This window comes from Nonomuraea sp. NPDC050202 (genome assembly GCF_040656115.1).
Taxonomy (GTDB): Bacteria; Actinomycetota; Actinomycetes; order Streptosporangiales; family Streptosporangiaceae; genus Nonomuraea.
On sequence record NZ_JBFALF010000003.1, the window covers coordinates 498271 to 515093 of the forward strand.

The following is a 16823-nucleotide window of genomic DNA, read 5'->3' on the forward strand; positions in this document are numbered from 1 at the left end:
GTCGAGGCTCCTTTCGCTCCCCTCAATCGTCTCACTGCACTGCCTAGTGAGACTTTCGAGCGTGATATCCGGGAAGAGGCGCGCAAAGCCTCAAAGCACGTGCGGGCCGGGCAAGCTGGAGTGCATGTCAGAGACACCTCTTCCCGGCGGTTTCGTCAACGCCGTCGTCCGCGTCGGGGACACCGTCCGGCGCGTCCCCGGCCGGCGGGCCGCGTACGTGCACGAGCTGCTGCGCCTGTTCGAGCGGCGCGGCTGGGCGGGCGCGCCGCGCTTCCTCGGCCTCGACGAGCAGGGCCGCGAGATCCTCAGTTTCGTGGACGGCCACGTGGCGTGGGAGCGGACCCAGCCGGACGGGGTCACGTCGGACGGGAGCCTGGCGCGGGTGGCGGGGCTCGTCCGCGAGTTCCACGACCTCACGGCGGGCACGCCGCCGGCGGGGGACGGCGAGGTCGTCTGCCACAACGACCTGTCACCGAAGAACACCGTCTACCGGGACGGCGGCGCGGGGCTGCGGCCCGTGGCGTTCATCGACTGGGACCTCGCCGGGCCCGGCAGGCGGATCCACGACGTGGCGCATGTCTGCTGGCAGTACGCCGGCCTGGCGCCGGGCGCGGAGCCGGGGGAGGCGGCGCGGCGGTTGCGGGTGATCTGCGACGGCTACGGGCTGGCGGAGCGCGGTGAGGTGGTGGAGAGCGTGCTGTGGTGGCAGGACCGGTGCCGGCGCGGCATCGAGGCGGACGCGGAGGCCGGGCTGCCGCACGCGGTCAGGCTGTGCGCGGACGGCGTCGTGGAGCAGGTCGGGGCCGCCCACGACTGGGTCGCCCAGCACCGCGGCGTCCTGGAACGGGCACTCGCTCCCTGATCCAGGAGCCGGGACGGGCACCCCGACCCGGAAGTCATGGGCACCCGGCCCCGGCTCGCCGGTCGGTGGCTATCCCAGCGCGGCCGGGCTGGGCTCCTCCAGCGGCACGTAGTCGTGGCGCATGCCGTGATCGCCCAGCCACTGCCGCAGCCCCGCCACCGCCGCGGGGTTGGCCGCCACCTGCGCCGCGTACTCCGACAGGGCGACCTCCTCCCCGTCGTCGAACAGCAGCCGCGCGGGCCCCGACCACGACAGCGTCCACCTGGCCTCGCCGAGCTGGATCAGCACCGCCTCCAGCGCCTGCCCCAGCACCCCGGCCAGCAACGTGGGGGACGGGTTCCAGCCCTGCTCCAGCAGCTTGGCCTCCAGCTCGGCCTGCCGCCCCCGCGCGATGGCCTCGAACGCCGCGTCCAGGTACGGCCGCGCCGCCCCCATCACCTGCTGCCCGGCCACGGCCAGGTCGCGTACGGCGTCGGCGTTGCGGCCCGCGTACATGCCCTGCGAGACCAGCTCCTCCCACGACACCGGCCGCAGCGTCGCCAGGGCCTCCTGGCTCCACATGGACTGCTCCACCGCCTGCACCGCCACGTTCGGGTCCACCAGCAGCGTCAGGGCCGAGCGCGGATCCGGCACGTGCTGCGGCTCCGGCAGGTGCTCGATGGCGGCCAGGCGGTCGGCCAGGCTCGGGTGCGAGTCGTACGGGGAGACCTCCTCGGGCTGCTCGCCCAGCTTGGCGATCTCGGCCTGGCGGTCGGGGTCGGACATGAGCGCGTGGAAGCCGCCGAACACCGACGCGGGCCGGGCGCCTCCCGCGCCGGTCAGCGACAGGTAGTTGTTGACGTAGACGTCCCAGCCGGTCGCCGTGGCGTGGATCTTGCGCAGCGCGCCCGCCATCGCCTGCCGGCCGCCGATGGCGACCGCGAGCTGGTCGGCCTCCAGCTCCTGACGCCGCGAGACGGCCTGCGAGACGCGCAGGTACAGCTTGGCGTACCAGGTGAACAGGCGCTGGATGAACGGGTGGTTGTGCAGGCCCTGCACGGTGGCGATGAGCGAGACCCGGCCCCGGTAGACCGGCGCGCCCAGGCGGGTGTGCGCGCCGCTGTAGTGGCCGAGCTCGTGCCCGAGGACCGCGCGCATCTCGTCCACGGTGAGGGTCTGCAGCAGCGGCAGCCCGATGAACATGCGCCGCCTCGTCGCCCGCAGCCCGAGGAGGCGGGTGTCCTCGGACACGGCCGCGTTCACCTCCGCGACCAGGCGGATCTCGTCCGGCGGCGCGGTGCGTACGCGCTGTGAGAGCTCCTCGACCGTCTGCCACAGCACCGGCTCGTGCTCGCGCCCGACCGGCACCCCCGGCTGCTCGCCGCCGCGGCGGCGGCTGACCATGATCAGCGCGCGGACCAGCGCGCCCGCCGCCAGGGTGAGCACGACCGCGAACTTGATCGTGTTGGCGTGGAAGTCGACGACGAGCATGACGTCGATGAAGACCGCGGCCGCCAGGATGAGGCCGACCAGCACATAGAAGCCGGCGAGCAGGGTAAAGGCCAGCACTGCTCGGAACGCTGTCGTCATGGGGGAGGGCTCCCGGGGAAGGGTTTCTCGCGAGGCTTGACACTAGCGGAGACCGGAAACTGGATAAAATCACTTCACTGATGCCGTACTACGACGAGCATGACCAGGAGCGTTGGGTTCCGGAACTTCCCGGCAATCCGGAACGCGCCGCGTTCGAGCGAGACCGGGCCCGGGTGCTGCACAGTGCCGCACTGCGCAGGCTGGCGGCGAAGACGCAGGTGGTGGGCCCGGGAGAGACGCTCGGCGGCGGCCAGCACATCCCGCGCACCCGCCTGACCCACTCCCTCGAATGCGCCCAGGTGGGCAGGGAGATGGGCGCCACGCTCGGCGTCGACCCCGACCTGGTGGAGACCGCCTGCCTGGCCCACGACCTGGGGCATCCGCCGTTCGGGCACAACGGCGAGATGGCGCTCAACGCGCTGTCGGCCTCGTGCGGCGGCTTCGAGGGCAACGCGCAGAGCCTGCGCCTGCTCACCCGGCTGGAGGCCAAGGTGCTCACCGGGGACGGCCGCAGCGCCGGCCTCAACCTGACGCGGGCCGCGCTCGACGCCTCCATCAAGTACCCGTGGACGTGCGACAAGGGCGCCAAGTTCGGCGTGTACGACGACGACCTGCCGGTGTTCGAGTGGATCAGGGAGGGCGCGCCGGAGGGCCGCGTGAGCTTCGAGGCGCAGATCATGGACTGGGCCGACGACGTCGCCTACTCCGTGCACGACCTGGAGGACGCCCTGCACTCCGGCCACGTCACCCCCGAGGCGCTCCAGTCGCCGGTCGAGCGCGCCCAGGTGTGCCGGATCACCCGCACCTGGTACGCCCCCGGCGCCGACCTCAACGAGCTGGAGGAGGTCTTCGCCAAGCTGATCGCCGACCCGCTCTGGCCGCGCCGCTTCGAGGCCACCATGGCCGACCTGGCCGGGCTCAAGGCGCTCACCAGCGGCCTCATCGGCCGGTTCTGCCGCTCCGCGCAGGCCGCCACCAAGGAGGTGTACGGCTCCCGCCACCGCGCCGACCTGGTCGTGCCGCACGCCACCAGGCTGGAGTGCGCGCTGCTCAAGGGCGTCACCGCGCACTACGTGATGACCACCGCCGACCACCACGCCAACCAGGCCAGGCAGCGCGACCTCATCACCGAGCTGGCCTCCCTGATCACGCTCGGCGCGCCGGGCACGCTGGAGCCCGCCTTCCGGCCCGCGTTCCTGGAGGCCGCGAACGACGCCGCCCGCGTCCGCGTGGTGATCGACCAGATCGCCTCGCTCACCGACACGTCGGCGGTCGCCTGGCACCGCAGGCTCTCCCGCTGATCAAGGAACCGATCTCAAGAGACTGATCAAGAGTTCGTCAACGAGGCAGGTCGCCTGGCACAACCGGCTTTCCCGACGACCCCGGCGGGCGCATACTGCGCCCATGGCCACATATGTGATCGTCGGAGCCGGGCTCGCCGGCGCGAAGGCAGCGCAGACGCTGCGCGAGGAGGGCTTCGACGGCGAGATCGTGCTGATCGGCGCGGAGACCGAGCGGCCCTACGAGAGACCGCCCCTGTCCAAGGGGTACCTCCAGGGCGGTAGCGGACGGGAGGAGATCTTCGTCCACGAACCCGGCTGGTACGCCGACAACGACGTGGATCTCCGGCTCGGCACCAGGGTCACCCGCATCGAGCCGGCTCATCACCTGGTCAGGCTCGGGGACGGGTCGCGGCAACCGTACGACAAGCTGCTCATCGCGACCGGCGCCGTGCCCAGACGCCTGCCGGGACCCGCCTACTACCTGCGCACGGTGGAGGACAGCGAGACGCTCAAGCGCCGCTTCGCCGAAGGCGGGGACGTGCTGATCGTCGGCGCCTCCTGGATCGGCCTGGAGACGGCGGCGGCGGCGCGTACGGCCGGCTGCCAGGTCACCGTCGTCGAGCCCGAGCCCACCGCGCTCAACCGGGCGCTCGGCCAGGAGCTCGGCGAGCTGTTCGCCCGCCTGCACGCGAGCAAGGGCGTGGACCTGCGCTTCGGCACGGCCGCCGCGGAGGTCACCGAGACCGGCGTGCGCCTCAGCTCCGGCGAGCGGCTCACCGCGGACCTGGTCGTGGCCGGCATCGGCGCCGCACCCGAGGTCGGGCTCGCCCGAGACGCGGGCCTCGACGTCGGCCACGGCATCCTCACCGACGCCTCCCTGCGCACCTCGCACCCCGACGTGTACGCGGCGGGCGACGTGGCGGAGTCCTTCCACCCCCTGTACGGCCGCCGCGTCCGCGTCGAGCACTGGGCCAACGCCCTGCACGGCGGCCCGGCCGCCGCCAGGTCGATGCTCGGCCAGGAGGTCGTCCACGACATGTTGCCGTACTTCTACACCGACCAGTACGAGCTGGGCATGGAGTTCTCCGGCGACATCGAGGGCCACGACGAGATCGTCTACCGGGGCGACCCCGAGAGCATGGAGTTCATCGCCTACTGGCTGCGGGACCGCCGCGTGATCGCCGGCATGAACGTCAACGTCTGGGACGTCGTGGACGACATCCAGGAGCTCATCAGGTCCGGCGTCACCGTCCATCCAAAGGAGCTGTCGTCGGGGTGAGCGTGATGACGTCGTCGTCATCGTCGTTGCGGTTGCTGCTCTTGCGGGGCCGCGGGGTCTTGCTCGCCTGCGGCTCCTGCTGCTGCCGGGCCGAGGCGCACTGCACGGCGCACTGCGGCGTCTCGCCGAGCTTCCCGCGCAGCTTCAGCGTCTCCTCACGCGGCGACAGCGTACGGTTGCCCTCCTGCCAGGCGTCGAGGTAGTCCCACGGCTCGACCATGCCCCTGCGGACCCACCAGAAGGCAGGGCCGGTCTTCCACGAGATCGCGAAGTAGAGGTTCGGCCCGGTGTCGCGGGCGTTGCCCGTGCGGCCCACTCGGCCGAGGAGCTGACCGCCCTTGACCCGCGCGCCCGGCTTGATCCCGTCGGCCACCGAGTCGAGGTGCCCGCCGAGGTAGCGCACGCCGTCGTCACCGATGATCGTGACGAACCTGCCCTCGCGGGTGGCGCCCACGTCGGTGCCCGGCGACCACCTGTCCTGCACGTTCACCTCGTCCACCACGCCGCCGACGGGCGCCACGAACGCGCATCCCTGCGGCGCCCAGATCGTCGTCTTGGGCAGCACGAGCAGCTTGCGCTGGTACTCCGTCTTACAGCCCTTCAGGGGGAAGGTGTAGGTGTACTTCGACAGCTTCGGCGGCGGCACCTTGACCGGCTCGCCGCCCTCGGGCGGCTGCTCGGCCGCCAGATGGCTGGGCGTCGGGATCGTCGCCGTCGCCACCGGGGTGCCGGTCACAGGGGCGGTGGAGGGCGACGTGGCGCCGACACCCGCCAGCCCGGTCGCCTGGGTGCAGGCACCGGTCAACAGCACAGCGCCCGTGACGGCCGCCCATCGTCCGACAAGCCCCGATCGCATGATCTCCACCCGTGTCACCGTTTCCACCGACAACCTTTACCTTTGTAGCCGACCCGGAGACCCCGCATCACCGGTTTCCCCCTTTAGCAGCCACGAGGTAACCTCCGCCTTCCTCCCCGCCGCACCGGTCCGGGACACGTCCGGGGCGCAGAACCGTCGGTGGGGCGGCATAGACTTCCCGGCGTGGCTGGCCGGATCCGTGATGTCGACATCGCGCTCGTACGCGAGCGTTCCCCCATCGCCGATGTGATCGGCGAGCACATCCAGTTGCGTAACGCGGGAGGCGGCAACCTCAAGGGCCTGTGCCCCTTCCACGACGAGAAGACCCCGTCGTTCAACGTCACCCCCGAGCGCGGGATGTACTTCTGCTTCGGCTGCTCCGAGGGCGGCGACGTGATCACGTTCGTCGAGAAGATCGAGCACCTGTCGTTCGGCGAGGCCGTCGAGCGGCTGGCGCAGCGGGCCGGCATCCAGCTCCAGTACGAGCAGGGCGGCTACGTCCCCCGGCGCGACCACGGCGAGCGGGCCAGGCTGATCGAGGCGCACCGGGCGGCGGCCGAGTTCTACGCCGGCAAGCTCATGGGGCCCGACGCGGCGCCGGGGCGTCGCTTCCTGTCGGAGCGCGGGTTCGAGCGGGCCGACGCCGAGACGTTCGGGGTCGGCTACGCGCCGGCCGAGTGGGAGGCGCTGAGCCGCCATCTCATGGCGCGCGGGTTCACCGCCGAGGAGCTGGTGAAGGGCGGGCTGGCCAAGGAGGGCCGGCGGGGGCCGATCGACCGCTTCCGCGGGCGGCTGATCTGGCCGATCCGGGACGCGACGGGCGATGTGATCGGATTTGGCGCACGGAAGCTACTTGATTCCGATGATGGGCCGAAATACCTGAATACGCCTGACACGCCGCTTTACAAGAAGAGCCAGGTGCTCTACGGGATCGACCTCGCAAAACGCGAGATCTCCAAGCGCGCGCAGGCCGTGATCGTCGAGGGATACACCGATGTGATGGCCTGCCATCTGGCCGGCGTGCCGACCGCGGTGGCCACGTGCGGCACCTCGTTCGGCGAGGAGCACATCAAGATCCTGCGCCGCTTCCTGCTCGACCAGGCCGAGTTCAGGGGCGAGGTGATCTTCACCTTCGACGGCGACGCGGCCGGGCAGAAGGCGGCGCTGCGGGCGTTCGCCGACGAGCAGAAGTTCGTCACGCAGACCTACGTGGCGGTGCAGAGCGACGGGCTCGACCCGTGCGACCTGCGGATCAAGCAGGGCGACGCCGCCGTGCGCGACCTGATCGCCAGCCGCGAGCCGCTGTTCCAGTTCGCGATCAGGAGCACGATCTCCCGCTACGACCTGCGCAGCAACGAAGGCAAGATCGCCGCGCTCGACGCCGCGGCGCCGATCGTGGCCGGCATCAAGGACGCCGGCCTGCGCAAGCGCTACGCCATCGACCTCGACCGGTGGCTGGGCTTCATGGACGAGCGGTTCGTCATGCAGCGCATCGCCGAGGTGGGCGGCGCCCAGCAGGGCCGGCAGCAGCGCGCGCCCAAGGCGGCGCCGGTCGACCCGAGCGTGCGCGTGGAGCGCGAGCTGCTCAAGCTGGCCGTGCAGCGTCCTGCCCTGCTCGGGCCGCGCTTCGACGCGCTCGACCCGCAGGCGTTCACCGCGCCCGACCACGTGCTGCTGCACAGGGTCATCGTCGCCGCCGGGGGCCTCGCCCAGGCGGGGGCCGGCGGGCGGGAGTGGGTGGAGCGCCTGGTGCAGCACGCTCACGAGGAGGGCGCGCGGGCGCTGGTGACCCGCTTCGCGGTGGAGGCGATCCAGGTGGACGCGCACGCCGAGGAGCGCTACGCCGGCGACATCCTGACGGCCGCCGAGGCCATGCCGCTCGACCGGGCGATCGCGCAGGTCAAGTCGCGGATCCAGCGGCTCAACCCGGTGGAGCAGCAGCAGGAGTACAACAAGCTGTTCGGGGAGCTGGTGGCGCTGGAGCAGCAGCGCCGGGTGCTGCGCACCCGCGTCGCCGGTGGCAGTTGAACACCGGTAATTCCCGCGAATGACGAAGAACGGAATGTCGGCCATAAGAGCTGCATAAAGCCCGGGCCGACCGGCCGTCACGCAGCGTGGGCGGCGATCCCCGGCCCGGGGACGGGCCCGAGGGGCGGGAGGCGGGCGCCCGAGGCAAGATCGTAAAGGCCGGGGGCCGTGCGGGACGCCCGTGCCCGCGGGCTCCGGCGGGCCGATGATCACGCTCGGTCGGTAACGGTTCGGCAGCGATCGCAAGCGTCAAACCAGGGTGGTTGACCAGGAAATTTGGCGCGGTCCACGAGGTGACAAAGGGTGCGGACAAGGACTTCCAGGCAGCGAAAGAGGTGCGTCCGGCCCTTCGGCGTCGCCGGACGCGTGAATGCTGATCGCGTAATTGGCTTTACTATCCTGATCAAACTCTGGCTAAACATTATCACGATCTCAATTCGGCAAACACGATCGTCTTACCTTCGGTGACAAAAATGGGTCTGCCATTTGATGGAACCAATACTGCAGACTGTCTCCCGTGGGTGCATCGGTGCTGCCAAGTGGTCCGCCATCCGTAGATCAGGTGGCGGACCTCGTCGCGAAGGGAAGGGAGCGCGGGAGCGTAACCGTCGATGACGTCGCAGCCGCGCTTGACCGATCCGAGTTGCCGTCGGACGCGCTGGAGCGCGTCGTACGGATGCTCGCCGAGAACGGCGTGGAGGTCCTCGAGCCCCAGGGCGACGAGGAGTCCACCCGCGCCGATGAGGAAGACGTAGGCAAGCGGGCGCCGACCAGCGATCTGGTCCGTATCTATCTACGGGAGATCGGCCGTGTGCCGCTGCTGACCGCTGAGGAGGAGGTGGAGCTCGCCAAGTCGATCGAAGCCGGCCTGTTCGCCGAGGACAAGCTGGCCAACGGGGTCTCGCGTCTGGCCTTCCCGGAGTTCAGGGAGCTCGTCTGGCAGGGCACGCGGGCCAAACAGCGGCTCATCGAAGCCAATCTCAGGCTCGTGGTGTCGATCGCCAAGCGGTACGTGGGCCGCGGCATGCTGTTCCTGGACCTGATCCAGGAGGGCAACCTCGGGCTCATCCGGGCGGTCGAGAAGTTCGACTACACCAAGGGCTACAAGTTCTCCACCTACGCGACCTGGTGGATCAGACAGGCGATCACCCGGGCCATCGCCGACCAGGCCAGGACGATCCGCATCCCGGTCCACATGGTGGAGACCATCAACAAGCTCGTCAGGGTCCAGCGCCAGCTCCACCAGGACCTCGGCCGCGAGCCGATCCCCGAGGAGATCGCCAAGGAGATGGATCTCCCCGTCGATCGGGTGGTGGAGATCCAGCGCATCGCCCAGGAGCCCGTGTCGCTGCAGTCGCCGATCGGTGAGGAGGACTCCGACCTCGGAGACTTCATCGAGGACGCCGACGCTGTCGTGCCCATGGAGGCCGCCGCCTTCATCATGCTGCAGGATCAGCTCGACGACATCCTCGCCACGCTGTCCGACCGCGAGCAGCGCATCATCCAGCTCCGCTTCGGCCTGGCCGACGGGCATCCGCGCACGCTGGAGGAGGTGGGCAGGGAGTTCGGCGTCACGCGCGAGCGCATTCGCCAGATCGAGTCGAAGACGCTGGCCAAGCTCCGCCACCCGACGCGCGCGCAGATGCTGCGGGACTACCTGGACTGACCGCGCAGGAGGGGACGGCCCCGCCGGGGCCGCCCCCTCCTCGTTCCCGGGATCGGCCCCGCCAGGGCCGTCCCTCCTCGTTCTCAGGACCAGCCTCGCCGGGGCCGCCCCCTCCGCGCGTTCAGGAGCAACCCTCGAACTGCGGCACCGCGACGATCGCGCGCCGCAGCCACGACTCCCCGAACCACTTGCGCAGCAGCTTCTGCGCGGTCCCGTCCTGGTACATCTGCGTGATGGCCCGGTTCACCGCCTCGCAGCCGGGCACGTCGCCCCTGGCCAGGCCGACCCCCGTCCGCTGCTCGTTGAACAGCGCGTTGGCCAGCCGCAGCCCCGACCCGTCACGCGCGGCCAGGCCCGCCAGGATGATGTCGTTCGTGGTGACCGCGTCCACCTGCTTGCTCTTCAGCGCCGCCAGGCACCGGTTGTAGTCGGGGAACGGCACGACCTGCGCCTTCACCCCGCGCTCCGCCACCACCCGCTGGGCCGCGTTCGACCCCGCCACCTCGCAGATCCGGCGCCCCTCGAGGTCGCGCACGTTCGCGATCCTCTCCTCGGGCCGGATCAGGATGTCCTGGTAGGAGATGTGGTACGGCCCCGCGAACAGCACCCTGCGCTTGCGGTCCTGGTCGATCGTGAACGTGGCCACCACCAGGTCGGCCCGCCCGTCCGTGAGCACCTTCTCCCGGTCGGCGGCCAGCACGCCGAGGAAGGAGACGTCCTTGCCCAGCTTGCCCGCCAGGTAGCGGGCCACGTCGACGTCGAAGCCCTCGAACGTGCCGTCGCCCTTGCGGAACCCGACAGACGGCAGGTCGGACCGCACCCCGATGACCAGCTCGTCCTGGTCCAGGATCGACTCCTGGCCGCCGACCCCGCACCCCGAGGCCACCACGGAGGCCAGGACCAGCACGATCGCCAGCATCCGCTTCATCGGTACTCCCTCAGTCGTGGCCACACGCCGGCGACCATCAGCACGCCGATCGCGCCGATGGCGAACGGCAGCAGCCGCCACAGGTTGTCCAGCGCGCCCTCGCCGCTCCTGATCGAGCGCTCGAACACCTTCTGGTGCGTGCCCGCCAGCTGCGTCAGCGCCCGGTCGTAGGCGTCGAACGCCGTCATGACCGGCCCCAGCCGCTCGGCGACCGCGTCGTTGGTCCTGCCGCTCCCGACGAGGTCGCGGAAGGCCTTGTCGGCCGCCTGGAACTTCCGGTACGCCCCGGCCACCTCCTCGCCCTGCCTGCCGACGAGCTCGGGCCCCAGCAGGCCGAGGTAACCGGTCGAGTGGCCGGCCACCGCGGTGTGGTAGGCGCTCAGGTTGCCGGCCTCCGTGTACATGACCGCCAGCGACCGGTCCAGGTACGTGTGCTCGTAGGTGTCGGCCCGCTCCTTGTCCAGCAGGTAGCGGCTCTGGTCGCCCTGCATGCTGTTGCTGATCGCCCGCGCCCTGGCCAGCGTCAGCACCGAGTCGAACCCGGCCGACTTGGCCGTGCGCAGGTCATCCTCGTCCTGGGCGAGCGCGTTCGTCCCGAAGAGCAGCGCCGCCGCGGTCGTCACCGTCGCGACCAGCAGCGCGGGCCCGAACACCCGGCGGAAGCGCCGCGCCAGGAACAGCTGCAACCACAGCAGGCAGCCCAGCGCCACCAGCCCGGCCAGCACGACCGCGACCCGCACCAGCGGCGCCACGACGGCCTGCGAGTCGTAGGTGGCGCGCACGATCGTGCCGCTCTCCAGCGTCAGGTTGTAGGCCTGCGGCAGCAGCACCATGCGCATCAGGTCGGTGGCCTCGCGGTAGGTCCGCACCACCTCCTCCGGCGGCGGGCCCGGCGCGTGCCTGGACTGCTCGTTCAGCAGCAGCGCCCGCCCGGCCAGCCGCTCGTAGCGGCCGAGACCGTCGAGCACCGACTGCACGGTGTTGCGCTCGGCCGCGTTGTCGCCCGACAGTTCGAACGCCTGCAGCAGCGTCCGGTTGGCCTCGGCCCGCTGCCTGTCGTACCTGTCCAGCGCGGCCTGGCGCTGCTCGGCGTAGGCGTCACCCATCACCAGCACGTTGGCGACCTGCGCGTCCATGTCGCTCAGCGCCAGGTACAGCCCGGCGGTGGCGACGACCTGCGGGCCCGCGTCGCGGCCGATGACCCGCAGCCCCTCGCGGGCGCTGGAGGTGCCGATCGCGAGCGCGGCGAACAGCAGGGCCAGCGAGGCGACCGTGACGCCGGAGATGATCCGGATCCTGCCGGGCACGCTGCGCCGCGCGGGGACCGGGGAGACCGGCACGGGAGCGGCCGGCGCGGGCCGCACCATGGTCACGGCGTGCCCTCCCTGATCGTGATGACCGTCCACGCGCCCAGGTGGATGCGGTCGCCCGCGCCGACCCTGACCGGCACGTTCACCTTGAGCGCCTTGCCGTTGACCTGGGTGCCGTTCGACGAGCCCGGGTCCACCAGCATCCACGTGCCGTCCGGCTGGGCCAGCAGCACGGCGTGCAGGTGCGAGACCCCAGGGTCCTCGGGCGGGCCGGTCAGGTCGATCTCCGGCTGCAGGTTCCTGGCGCGGCTGCGCCGCCCGATGCGTACCTGCTCGCCGTGGAGCGCGAACGACCGCTCCGGGCAGTACGGCGGGAACGCCATCGCGGCGGCGTCGGGACCGCCCTCGGCGATCACCTTCTCGTAGTAGGTGCGGTCGGCGGCGGTCACGGCCTCCCACCGCGCCCCCACCGAGGTCCCCGGCACGGAGACGTGGAGGGCGGTGCCGCTGCCGCTGTAGTCGTGGCCGCACACCTCGCAGAACTGCCCGGCGCGCGGCGTCTGGCAGACCGGGCACCCCTCGGCCGGCTGGGGCTGCGCGGCGGGCTGCGGGGCGGGCTGAGCGGCCGATTGCTGGGCCGATTGCTGGGCCGATTGCTGGGCCGATTGCTGGGCCGATTGCTGGGCCGGTTGTGAAGCCGGTTGCGGGGCCGGGGTCAGCTGGGTGCCGCAGATGTCGCAGTAGTCGTCGGCGCCCGACTGGTGCCCCTGCGGGCAGGTCGCCATCAGCTTCCTTCCTTGCGCAGCCGGCTCGTCCGCTGGGAGCCGGCGTCCAGCTCGATCTCGTCGGCCTTGTCCACGTTCCTGCGCAGCCGTGCCGTGCCCGTGGCCGGATCCAGCTCCACCACCTTCTCCAGCAGCCTGGCCGTGTCCTCCCGGCCGGACTCCTCGGCGAGCCGCCGGGCCTTGGCCAGGCGGGCGGTGGCGGCCTCGACATCGCCCATGGCGCGCAGGCTGAGCCCGTCCTGGATCAGCTCGTGCAGCTCGGCCTGCCCCGTGTAGTGGGCGACCTTCCTGTTGATGCGGGTGGACTGCGCCAGGTCGTCGGTCCACTGGGCCAGCACGTTGCCGCTGGCCATGACCTCCTGCGTGTCGGGGCGGACCAGCTTGACCCAGCCGGCCCTGATCTCCTGCCCGATCTGCCCGGGCGGCACCTCGACGCAGACGTGGTACTCGCGCTCCTCCGCGCCCCACGAACCGGTCGGGTAGTCGCCGGTCAGCGGGTTGACGTCGGTGCGCTTGCCGGTCAGGTCGAGGAGCGTGGGGGAGACCTGCTTGACGAACTTCAGCCGCGCCGTCTGCGGCACCCACACCCGCAGCGACAGCTCGGCCACGGTCTTGCTCATCGAGGTCTGCGTGAGCCGGCGGAAGAACTCCGGCAGATCCCCCTGGTTGCGTACGAACTCGAACGTGCCGAGCATCGCCTCGGCCACCTTGCGCAGCTCGGCGGGCGCCCAGTCGTCGCCCACGCCCAGGCTGTCGCAGACGAACTTGCCGCTCCAGCCGGCCAGCACGGAGGCGAACACCTCGGGGCGCTCGTTGTTCTGCCCGTCGGTCATGAGGATCGCGTGCCTGATCGCCGAGGGGTGCTGGGTCAGCAGGTGACCGGCCAGCTTGAGCCACTCGCCGATCGCGGTGCCGCCGTGCGCGCTCAGCCGGCCGATCGCCCGCTCGGCCTCGGCCCTGGTCGCGGGGCTGGCCCTGACCAGGTTCGCGGTGCCGCCCGGGTAGACGACCTTGGCACGCTCCGTGCCCGCCACCACCGCGAAGTGCACGCCGTCGCGCAGCGTCCGCACGGCCGTGGCCGCCGCCTGCCGGGCCTCGCGGATCTTGCTGCCGCTCATCGAGCCCGACGTGTCGATGATGATCACCTCGGCCGCCTCGGCGGGCACGGCCTGGGCGGTCGCCTCCCCGGTCGAGCCGATGGTGAGGATAGCGTGCACCTCACGGCCGTCAAGGGGGAGGTACTTGTTCTGGTCGATGTTCAGCGTGAAAGCGGGCTGGTCACCCATGCGCTTCTCCTAGGGGGATCAAGGCGATCGTCACGTTGTCCTGGCCGCCGGAGGCCAGCGCGTGGCGCAGCATCTCGCGGGCCATCTCCAGCGGGGTCCCCGACGTGGGGAAGTGGTAGCCGTCCAGGTAGCGCCACAGGCCGTCGCTGCAGATCAGGAGCAGGCCCCGCGTTCCGGGAGCGAGCGTGCGGACGTGCGGGCCCGCGTCCTCGGCGTCGGCGCCGAGCCACGCGGTGATCTCGCCGGTCTCCACGACGTCGTCCTCGGTCAGCAGCGTGCCGGCGGGCAGCAGGTACGCCCGCGTGTCGCCGGCCCAGCCGAGCGTCACCCCGCCGTCCGGCCGCACCACGGCGGCGAGGTAGGTGCAGGCGGGGGCGTCGTCCAGCGAGGTCGCCAGCTTGCTCACGGCGCGGCCGGCCAGCTCGAACGCCTCCTCGTGCGGCAGGCCCCTGGCCAGCGCCGCCGAGGCGGTCTCGGTCGCCGCAGCCGCGGCCTCGTCGGCCCTGGGCGAGCTGCCCACGCCGTCGCAGACCACGGTCACGATCGAGCCCTCCGCCTCCAGCAGCGCCACCGCGTCCTCGTTACGGCTGCGCCGCAGCCCCCTGTCGGTCAGCGCCGCCGCAGCACCATGCGGGGTGGCGGGGAGCACGATCTCGGCGTGGTCCCTGCCGGTCGGCTGGCGGGCGCCGCACCGCTCGCAGTACCCCTCCGCGTCCACGGCCGCCGCGCCGCAGGCCGCGCAGGCCGGCGCGCCCAGGGCGTGGCCGCACGCCTCGCAGAAGGTGTCGCCCGCCAGCACGGGCGCCTCGCACACCGGGCACCCGCCCGCACTCCCGGTCACAGCCTCGCCTCCGGTCACAGCCTCGCCCCGCGTCACAGCCTCGCCTCCGGTCACAGCGCCGCCTCCGGTCACAACCACGTCCTCGGTCGCACGGCGTTCGCCCTGTCGATCAGCGCGTGGCGTTCGCTGCGGGAGTCCGCCGCCAGCGCCAGCTTGCGGAAGAGGGACTCCAGCCGCCTGCGCAGCCCCGTCTCGGTGAACGGCGCGTCGGCCAGCCGCACGTCCTTGGGCGGCGGGTTGCTCTCCAGCCAGGCCAGCGCCCCGCCCAGCACCTCGGCGACGAGCAGGTCGCGGCGGCGCGGGTCGAGGTCGGCCTGGTTCGACACCCGCTCGACCGCGCCCACCAGGTCGGCCGGTTTCGCGGCGCCCAGATCGGGCCGCCGCACCACCGAGGCCGCCAGCGCGACCTGCGCCGCCACCCGGTGGACCGACGTGGCGGGCACCTCGTCCAGCACGCCCATCCGGCCCGACCTGGCCAGCCCGAACGCCGCGCTGACAAAGGTCCGGTCGGTGCGCCAGACCAGCTCGTACCAGGAGGCCGCCGGCCTGCCCGCGCACTCCAGCGCGAACGCCAGCGCCAGCTTGGGCGCGGTCTCGCCGGGCAGCGCCGACAGGCACGCGTCGAACCGCTGAACCGCCTGGTCCGCCTGCCCGGTGGACAGTGCCAGCACCCCGCGGTACCAGGTGACCCGCCAGTCGCCGGGCAGCTCGCGGTCCAGCTCGTCCAGCGCGGTGGTCGTCTCGGCCGCGCCGGACTCGGCCAGCAGCCTGACCCGCATGAGCCTGGTCTCGGGGGTCGGGGGCATCGCGGCGAGCTGGTCGATCAGCTCCTTGCCGTCGCGCCCGATCAGCCCCGCCAGCGAGCCCGCCGCGGGGTCGGCCGGGTCCACCAGCGGCACCGGCAGCGCCCGCGCCACCGCCGCCGGGTCGAGCGGCCCGAACACCTCCTCGTCCGACTCCGCCAGCGCCGTCCCGACCGCCCTGCGCTCCGGCCCGAACAGCGCCGAGAGCGCCGGGTACGGCACCCCGTCCTCCAGCGCGCTGACCTCCCGCAGCACGCCGACGAGCTGCTCCTCCATCTCCTCGGCGCTCTGGAACCGGTCGGCCGGGTTGACCGCGGCCGCCTTGTGCAGCAGCCGGGTGAACGACGGGTGCCCGCAGTCGACCGGCAGCGGGTTGGCCACGCCACCCTTGGCCGGGCTCCATCCGGGGATCGCCAGCGCCGCCAGCGTCCTGGCCACGGTGTAGAGGTCGGTGTTCACCGAGGACGGCATCGTGTCCAGCTCGGGGGCGTGGTAGCCGACCGTGCCCCACGACGAGCCCACCGGCGAGCCGAACGGCTGCACCGCGCCCATGTCGATGAGCTTGAGCCGCTTGCCGACCCGGATCACGTTGGCCGGCTTGAGGTCGCAGTAGACCTTCTGGTTCTCGTGCATGTAGGCGAACGCGTGCAGGATCTCCCTGCCGTACAGGAGGGCCTCGCGCAGCGGCAGCGGGCCCTGGCGGCGCAGCTCGTGCAGCGACTGGCCGCCGACGTACTCCATGACGATGTAGCCGTGGCCGGCCGAGCGCTGGAAGTTGTGGATCTTGACGATGTTCGGGTGGTCGAGCGTGGTGAGGAACTTGCGCTCGGCCTCCGCCGCCGCGATCGCCTCGGGGTCCATGGTGTTGAGCAGGCCCTTGAGTACCACCCAGCGGCCGTCGAGGTTCTCGTCGGAGGCCAGGTAGATCCAGCCGAGCCCGCCGTGCGCCAGGCAGCCCAGCACGCGGTACTGGCCGGCCACCAGGTCGCCCTTGTCCAGCTTGGGGGTGAAGGAGAACTGCGTGCGGCAGTGCGGGCAGAACCCGTCCGTCAGCCCCGGACGCCCGTCGCGGGAGCGGCCGACAGGCTTGGCGCACGCCGGGTTGGCGCAGTGCCGCTTGCCCTCGGGCACCTCGGGGTCGGCCATGACGGCGGTGGCCGGGTCGCGGTAGGGGACCGAGGGCAGGTCGGCGACGGTGGCCAGCACGCCGGCCCGCGACCTGCCGCTGCTGACCGGGCCGCTCATCGGTCTGCTGCCCACGGGCCGGGTCGGCACGGGGCCGGAGAACGCCCCGGAAGAGGGCGCTGAAGACGGTGCGGAAGACGGT

13 protein-coding genes are annotated in these 16823 nt (G+C 71.8%); 5 read left to right on the forward strand and 8 right to left on the reverse strand.

The window, feature by feature from the left end; all coding sequences use genetic code 11:
• The first annotated feature begins 124 nt into the window (after nt 1-124).
• Entirely contained in the window at nt 125-862 is a 738-nt protein-coding gene (locus AB0I79_RS12375; protein ID WP_357870888.1) for a phosphotransferase, read from the forward strand.
• Nucleotides 863-931: 69 nt separating this feature from the next.
• On the opposite strand, the gene AB0I79_RS12380 is transcribed toward AB0I79_RS12375, so the two are convergent.
• Nucleotides 932-2431, reverse strand: a complete 1500-nt coding sequence (locus AB0I79_RS12380) for a M48 family metallopeptidase (RefSeq protein WP_357870891.1) — start codon at nt 2429-2431, stop codon at nt 932-934.
• A gap of 80 nt (nt 2432-2511) precedes the next feature.
• Here AB0I79_RS12380 and AB0I79_RS12385 point away from each other — a divergent pair, with 80 nt between their 5' ends.
• Entirely contained in the window at nt 2512-3732 is a 1221-nt protein-coding gene (locus AB0I79_RS12385; RefSeq protein WP_357870894.1) for a deoxyguanosinetriphosphate triphosphohydrolase, read from the forward strand.
• A gap of 103 nt (nt 3733-3835) precedes the next feature.
• A complete protein-coding gene (locus AB0I79_RS12390) occupies nt 3836-4993 on the forward strand; it encodes an FAD-dependent oxidoreductase (protein ID WP_357870897.1) in 1158 nt (385 codons plus the stop codon).
• Here AB0I79_RS12390 and AB0I79_RS12395 read toward each other — a convergent pair.
• Nucleotides 4959-5849, reverse strand: a complete 891-nt coding sequence (locus AB0I79_RS12395) for a M23 family metallopeptidase (protein WP_357870899.1) — start codon at nt 5847-5849, stop codon at nt 4959-4961. The two genes, AB0I79_RS12390 and AB0I79_RS12395, sit on opposite strands and share 35 nt — an antisense overlap.
• 183 nt (nt 5850-6032) lie before the next feature.
• On the opposite strand from AB0I79_RS12395, the gene dnaG reads away from it, so the two are divergent.
• Both dnaG and rpoD read left to right on the forward strand, forming a co-directional pair.
• Nucleotides 6033-7877: a DNA primase gene (gene dnaG, locus AB0I79_RS12400; protein ID WP_357870902.1), complete on the forward strand. Its 1845-nt coding sequence runs from the start codon at nt 6033-6035 to the stop codon at nt 7875-7877.
• A 529-nt stretch (nt 7878-8406) separates the two neighbouring features.
• A complete protein-coding gene (gene rpoD, locus AB0I79_RS12405) occupies nt 8407-9543 on the forward strand; it encodes an RNA polymerase sigma factor RpoD (protein WP_043627522.1) in 1137 nt (378 codons plus the stop codon).
• 121 nt (nt 9544-9664) lie between these two features.
• Here rpoD and AB0I79_RS12410 read toward each other — a convergent pair whose 3' ends face one another.
• The 6 genes from AB0I79_RS12410 to AB0I79_RS12435 all read right to left on the reverse strand — a co-directional run bounded on the left by AB0I79_RS12410 (nt 9665) and on the right by AB0I79_RS12435 (nt 16741).
• Nucleotides 9665-10471 carry a transporter substrate-binding domain-containing protein gene (locus tag AB0I79_RS12410; RefSeq protein ID WP_357870905.1) on the reverse strand — a complete coding sequence of 269 codons (807 nt, stop codon included), beginning with the start codon at nt 10469-10471 and terminating at the stop codon, nt 9665-9667.
• On the reverse strand, nt 10468-11838 hold the full coding sequence (locus AB0I79_RS12415) for a hypothetical protein (protein WP_357871645.1): 1371 nt from the start codon (nt 11836-11838) through the stop codon (nt 10468-10470). Before AB0I79_RS12415 ends, AB0I79_RS12410 begins: the two co-directional genes overlap by 4 nt.
• 2 nt (nt 11839-11840) lie before the next feature.
• A complete protein-coding gene (locus AB0I79_RS12420) occupies nt 11841-12566 on the reverse strand; it encodes an FHA domain-containing protein (protein WP_357870908.1) in 726 nt (241 codons plus the stop codon).
• Complete coding sequence (locus AB0I79_RS12425; protein WP_357870911.1) at nt 12566-13852, reverse strand: VWA domain-containing protein; 1287 nt, start codon at nt 13850-13852, stop codon at nt 12566-12568. Before AB0I79_RS12425 ends, AB0I79_RS12420 begins: the two co-directional genes overlap by 1 nt.
• Nucleotides 13845-14693: a protein phosphatase 2C domain-containing protein gene (locus AB0I79_RS12430; RefSeq protein WP_357870914.1), complete on the reverse strand. Its 849-nt coding sequence runs from the start codon at nt 14691-14693 to the stop codon at nt 13845-13847. The genes AB0I79_RS12425 and AB0I79_RS12430 overlap by 8 nt, the downstream gene beginning before the upstream one ends.
• Before the next feature lie 68 nt (nt 14694-14761).
• A complete protein-coding gene (locus AB0I79_RS12435; protein ID WP_357870917.1) occupies nt 14762-16741 on the reverse strand; it encodes a tetratricopeptide repeat protein in 1980 nt (659 codons plus the stop codon).
• Between the last annotated feature and the right edge of the window lie 82 nt (nt 16742-16823).

Coding starts and splice junctions, on each gene's coding strand:
- AB0I79_RS12375 (WP_357870888.1), top strand. CDS start 125: ATGTCAGAGACACCTCTTCCCGGCGGTTTCGTCAACGCCGTCGTCCGC.
- AB0I79_RS12425 (WP_357870911.1), bottom strand. CDS start 13,852: ATGGGTGACCAGCCCGCTTTCACGCTGAACATCGACCAGAACAAGTAC.
- AB0I79_RS12385 (WP_357870894.1), top strand. CDS start 2,512: ATGCCGTACTACGACGAGCATGACCAGGAGCGTTGGGTTCCGGAACTT.
- AB0I79_RS12435 (WP_357870917.1), bottom strand. CDS start 16,741: ATGAGCGGCCCGGTCAGCAGCGGCAGGTCGCGGGCCGGCGTGCTGGCC.
- AB0I79_RS12420 (WP_357870908.1), bottom strand. CDS start 12,566: ATGGCGACCTGCCCGCAGGGGCACCAGTCGGGCGCCGACGACTACTGC.
- AB0I79_RS12380 (WP_357870891.1), bottom strand. CDS start 2,431: ATGACGACAGCGTTCCGAGCAGTGCTGGCCTTTACCCTGCTCGCCGGC.
- AB0I79_RS12395 (WP_357870899.1), bottom strand. CDS start 5,849: ATGCGATCGGGGCTTGTCGGACGATGGGCGGCCGTCACGGGCGCTGTG.
- AB0I79_RS12410 (WP_357870905.1), bottom strand. CDS start 10,471: ATGAAGCGGATGCTGGCGATCGTGCTGGTCCTGGCCTCCGTGGTGGCC.
- AB0I79_RS12390 (WP_357870897.1), top strand. CDS start 3,836: ATGGCCACATATGTGATCGTCGGAGCCGGGCTCGCCGGCGCGAAGGCA.
- AB0I79_RS12415 (WP_357871645.1), bottom strand. CDS start 11,838: ATGGTGCGGCCCGCGCCGGCCGCTCCCGTGCCGGTCTCCCCGGTCCCC.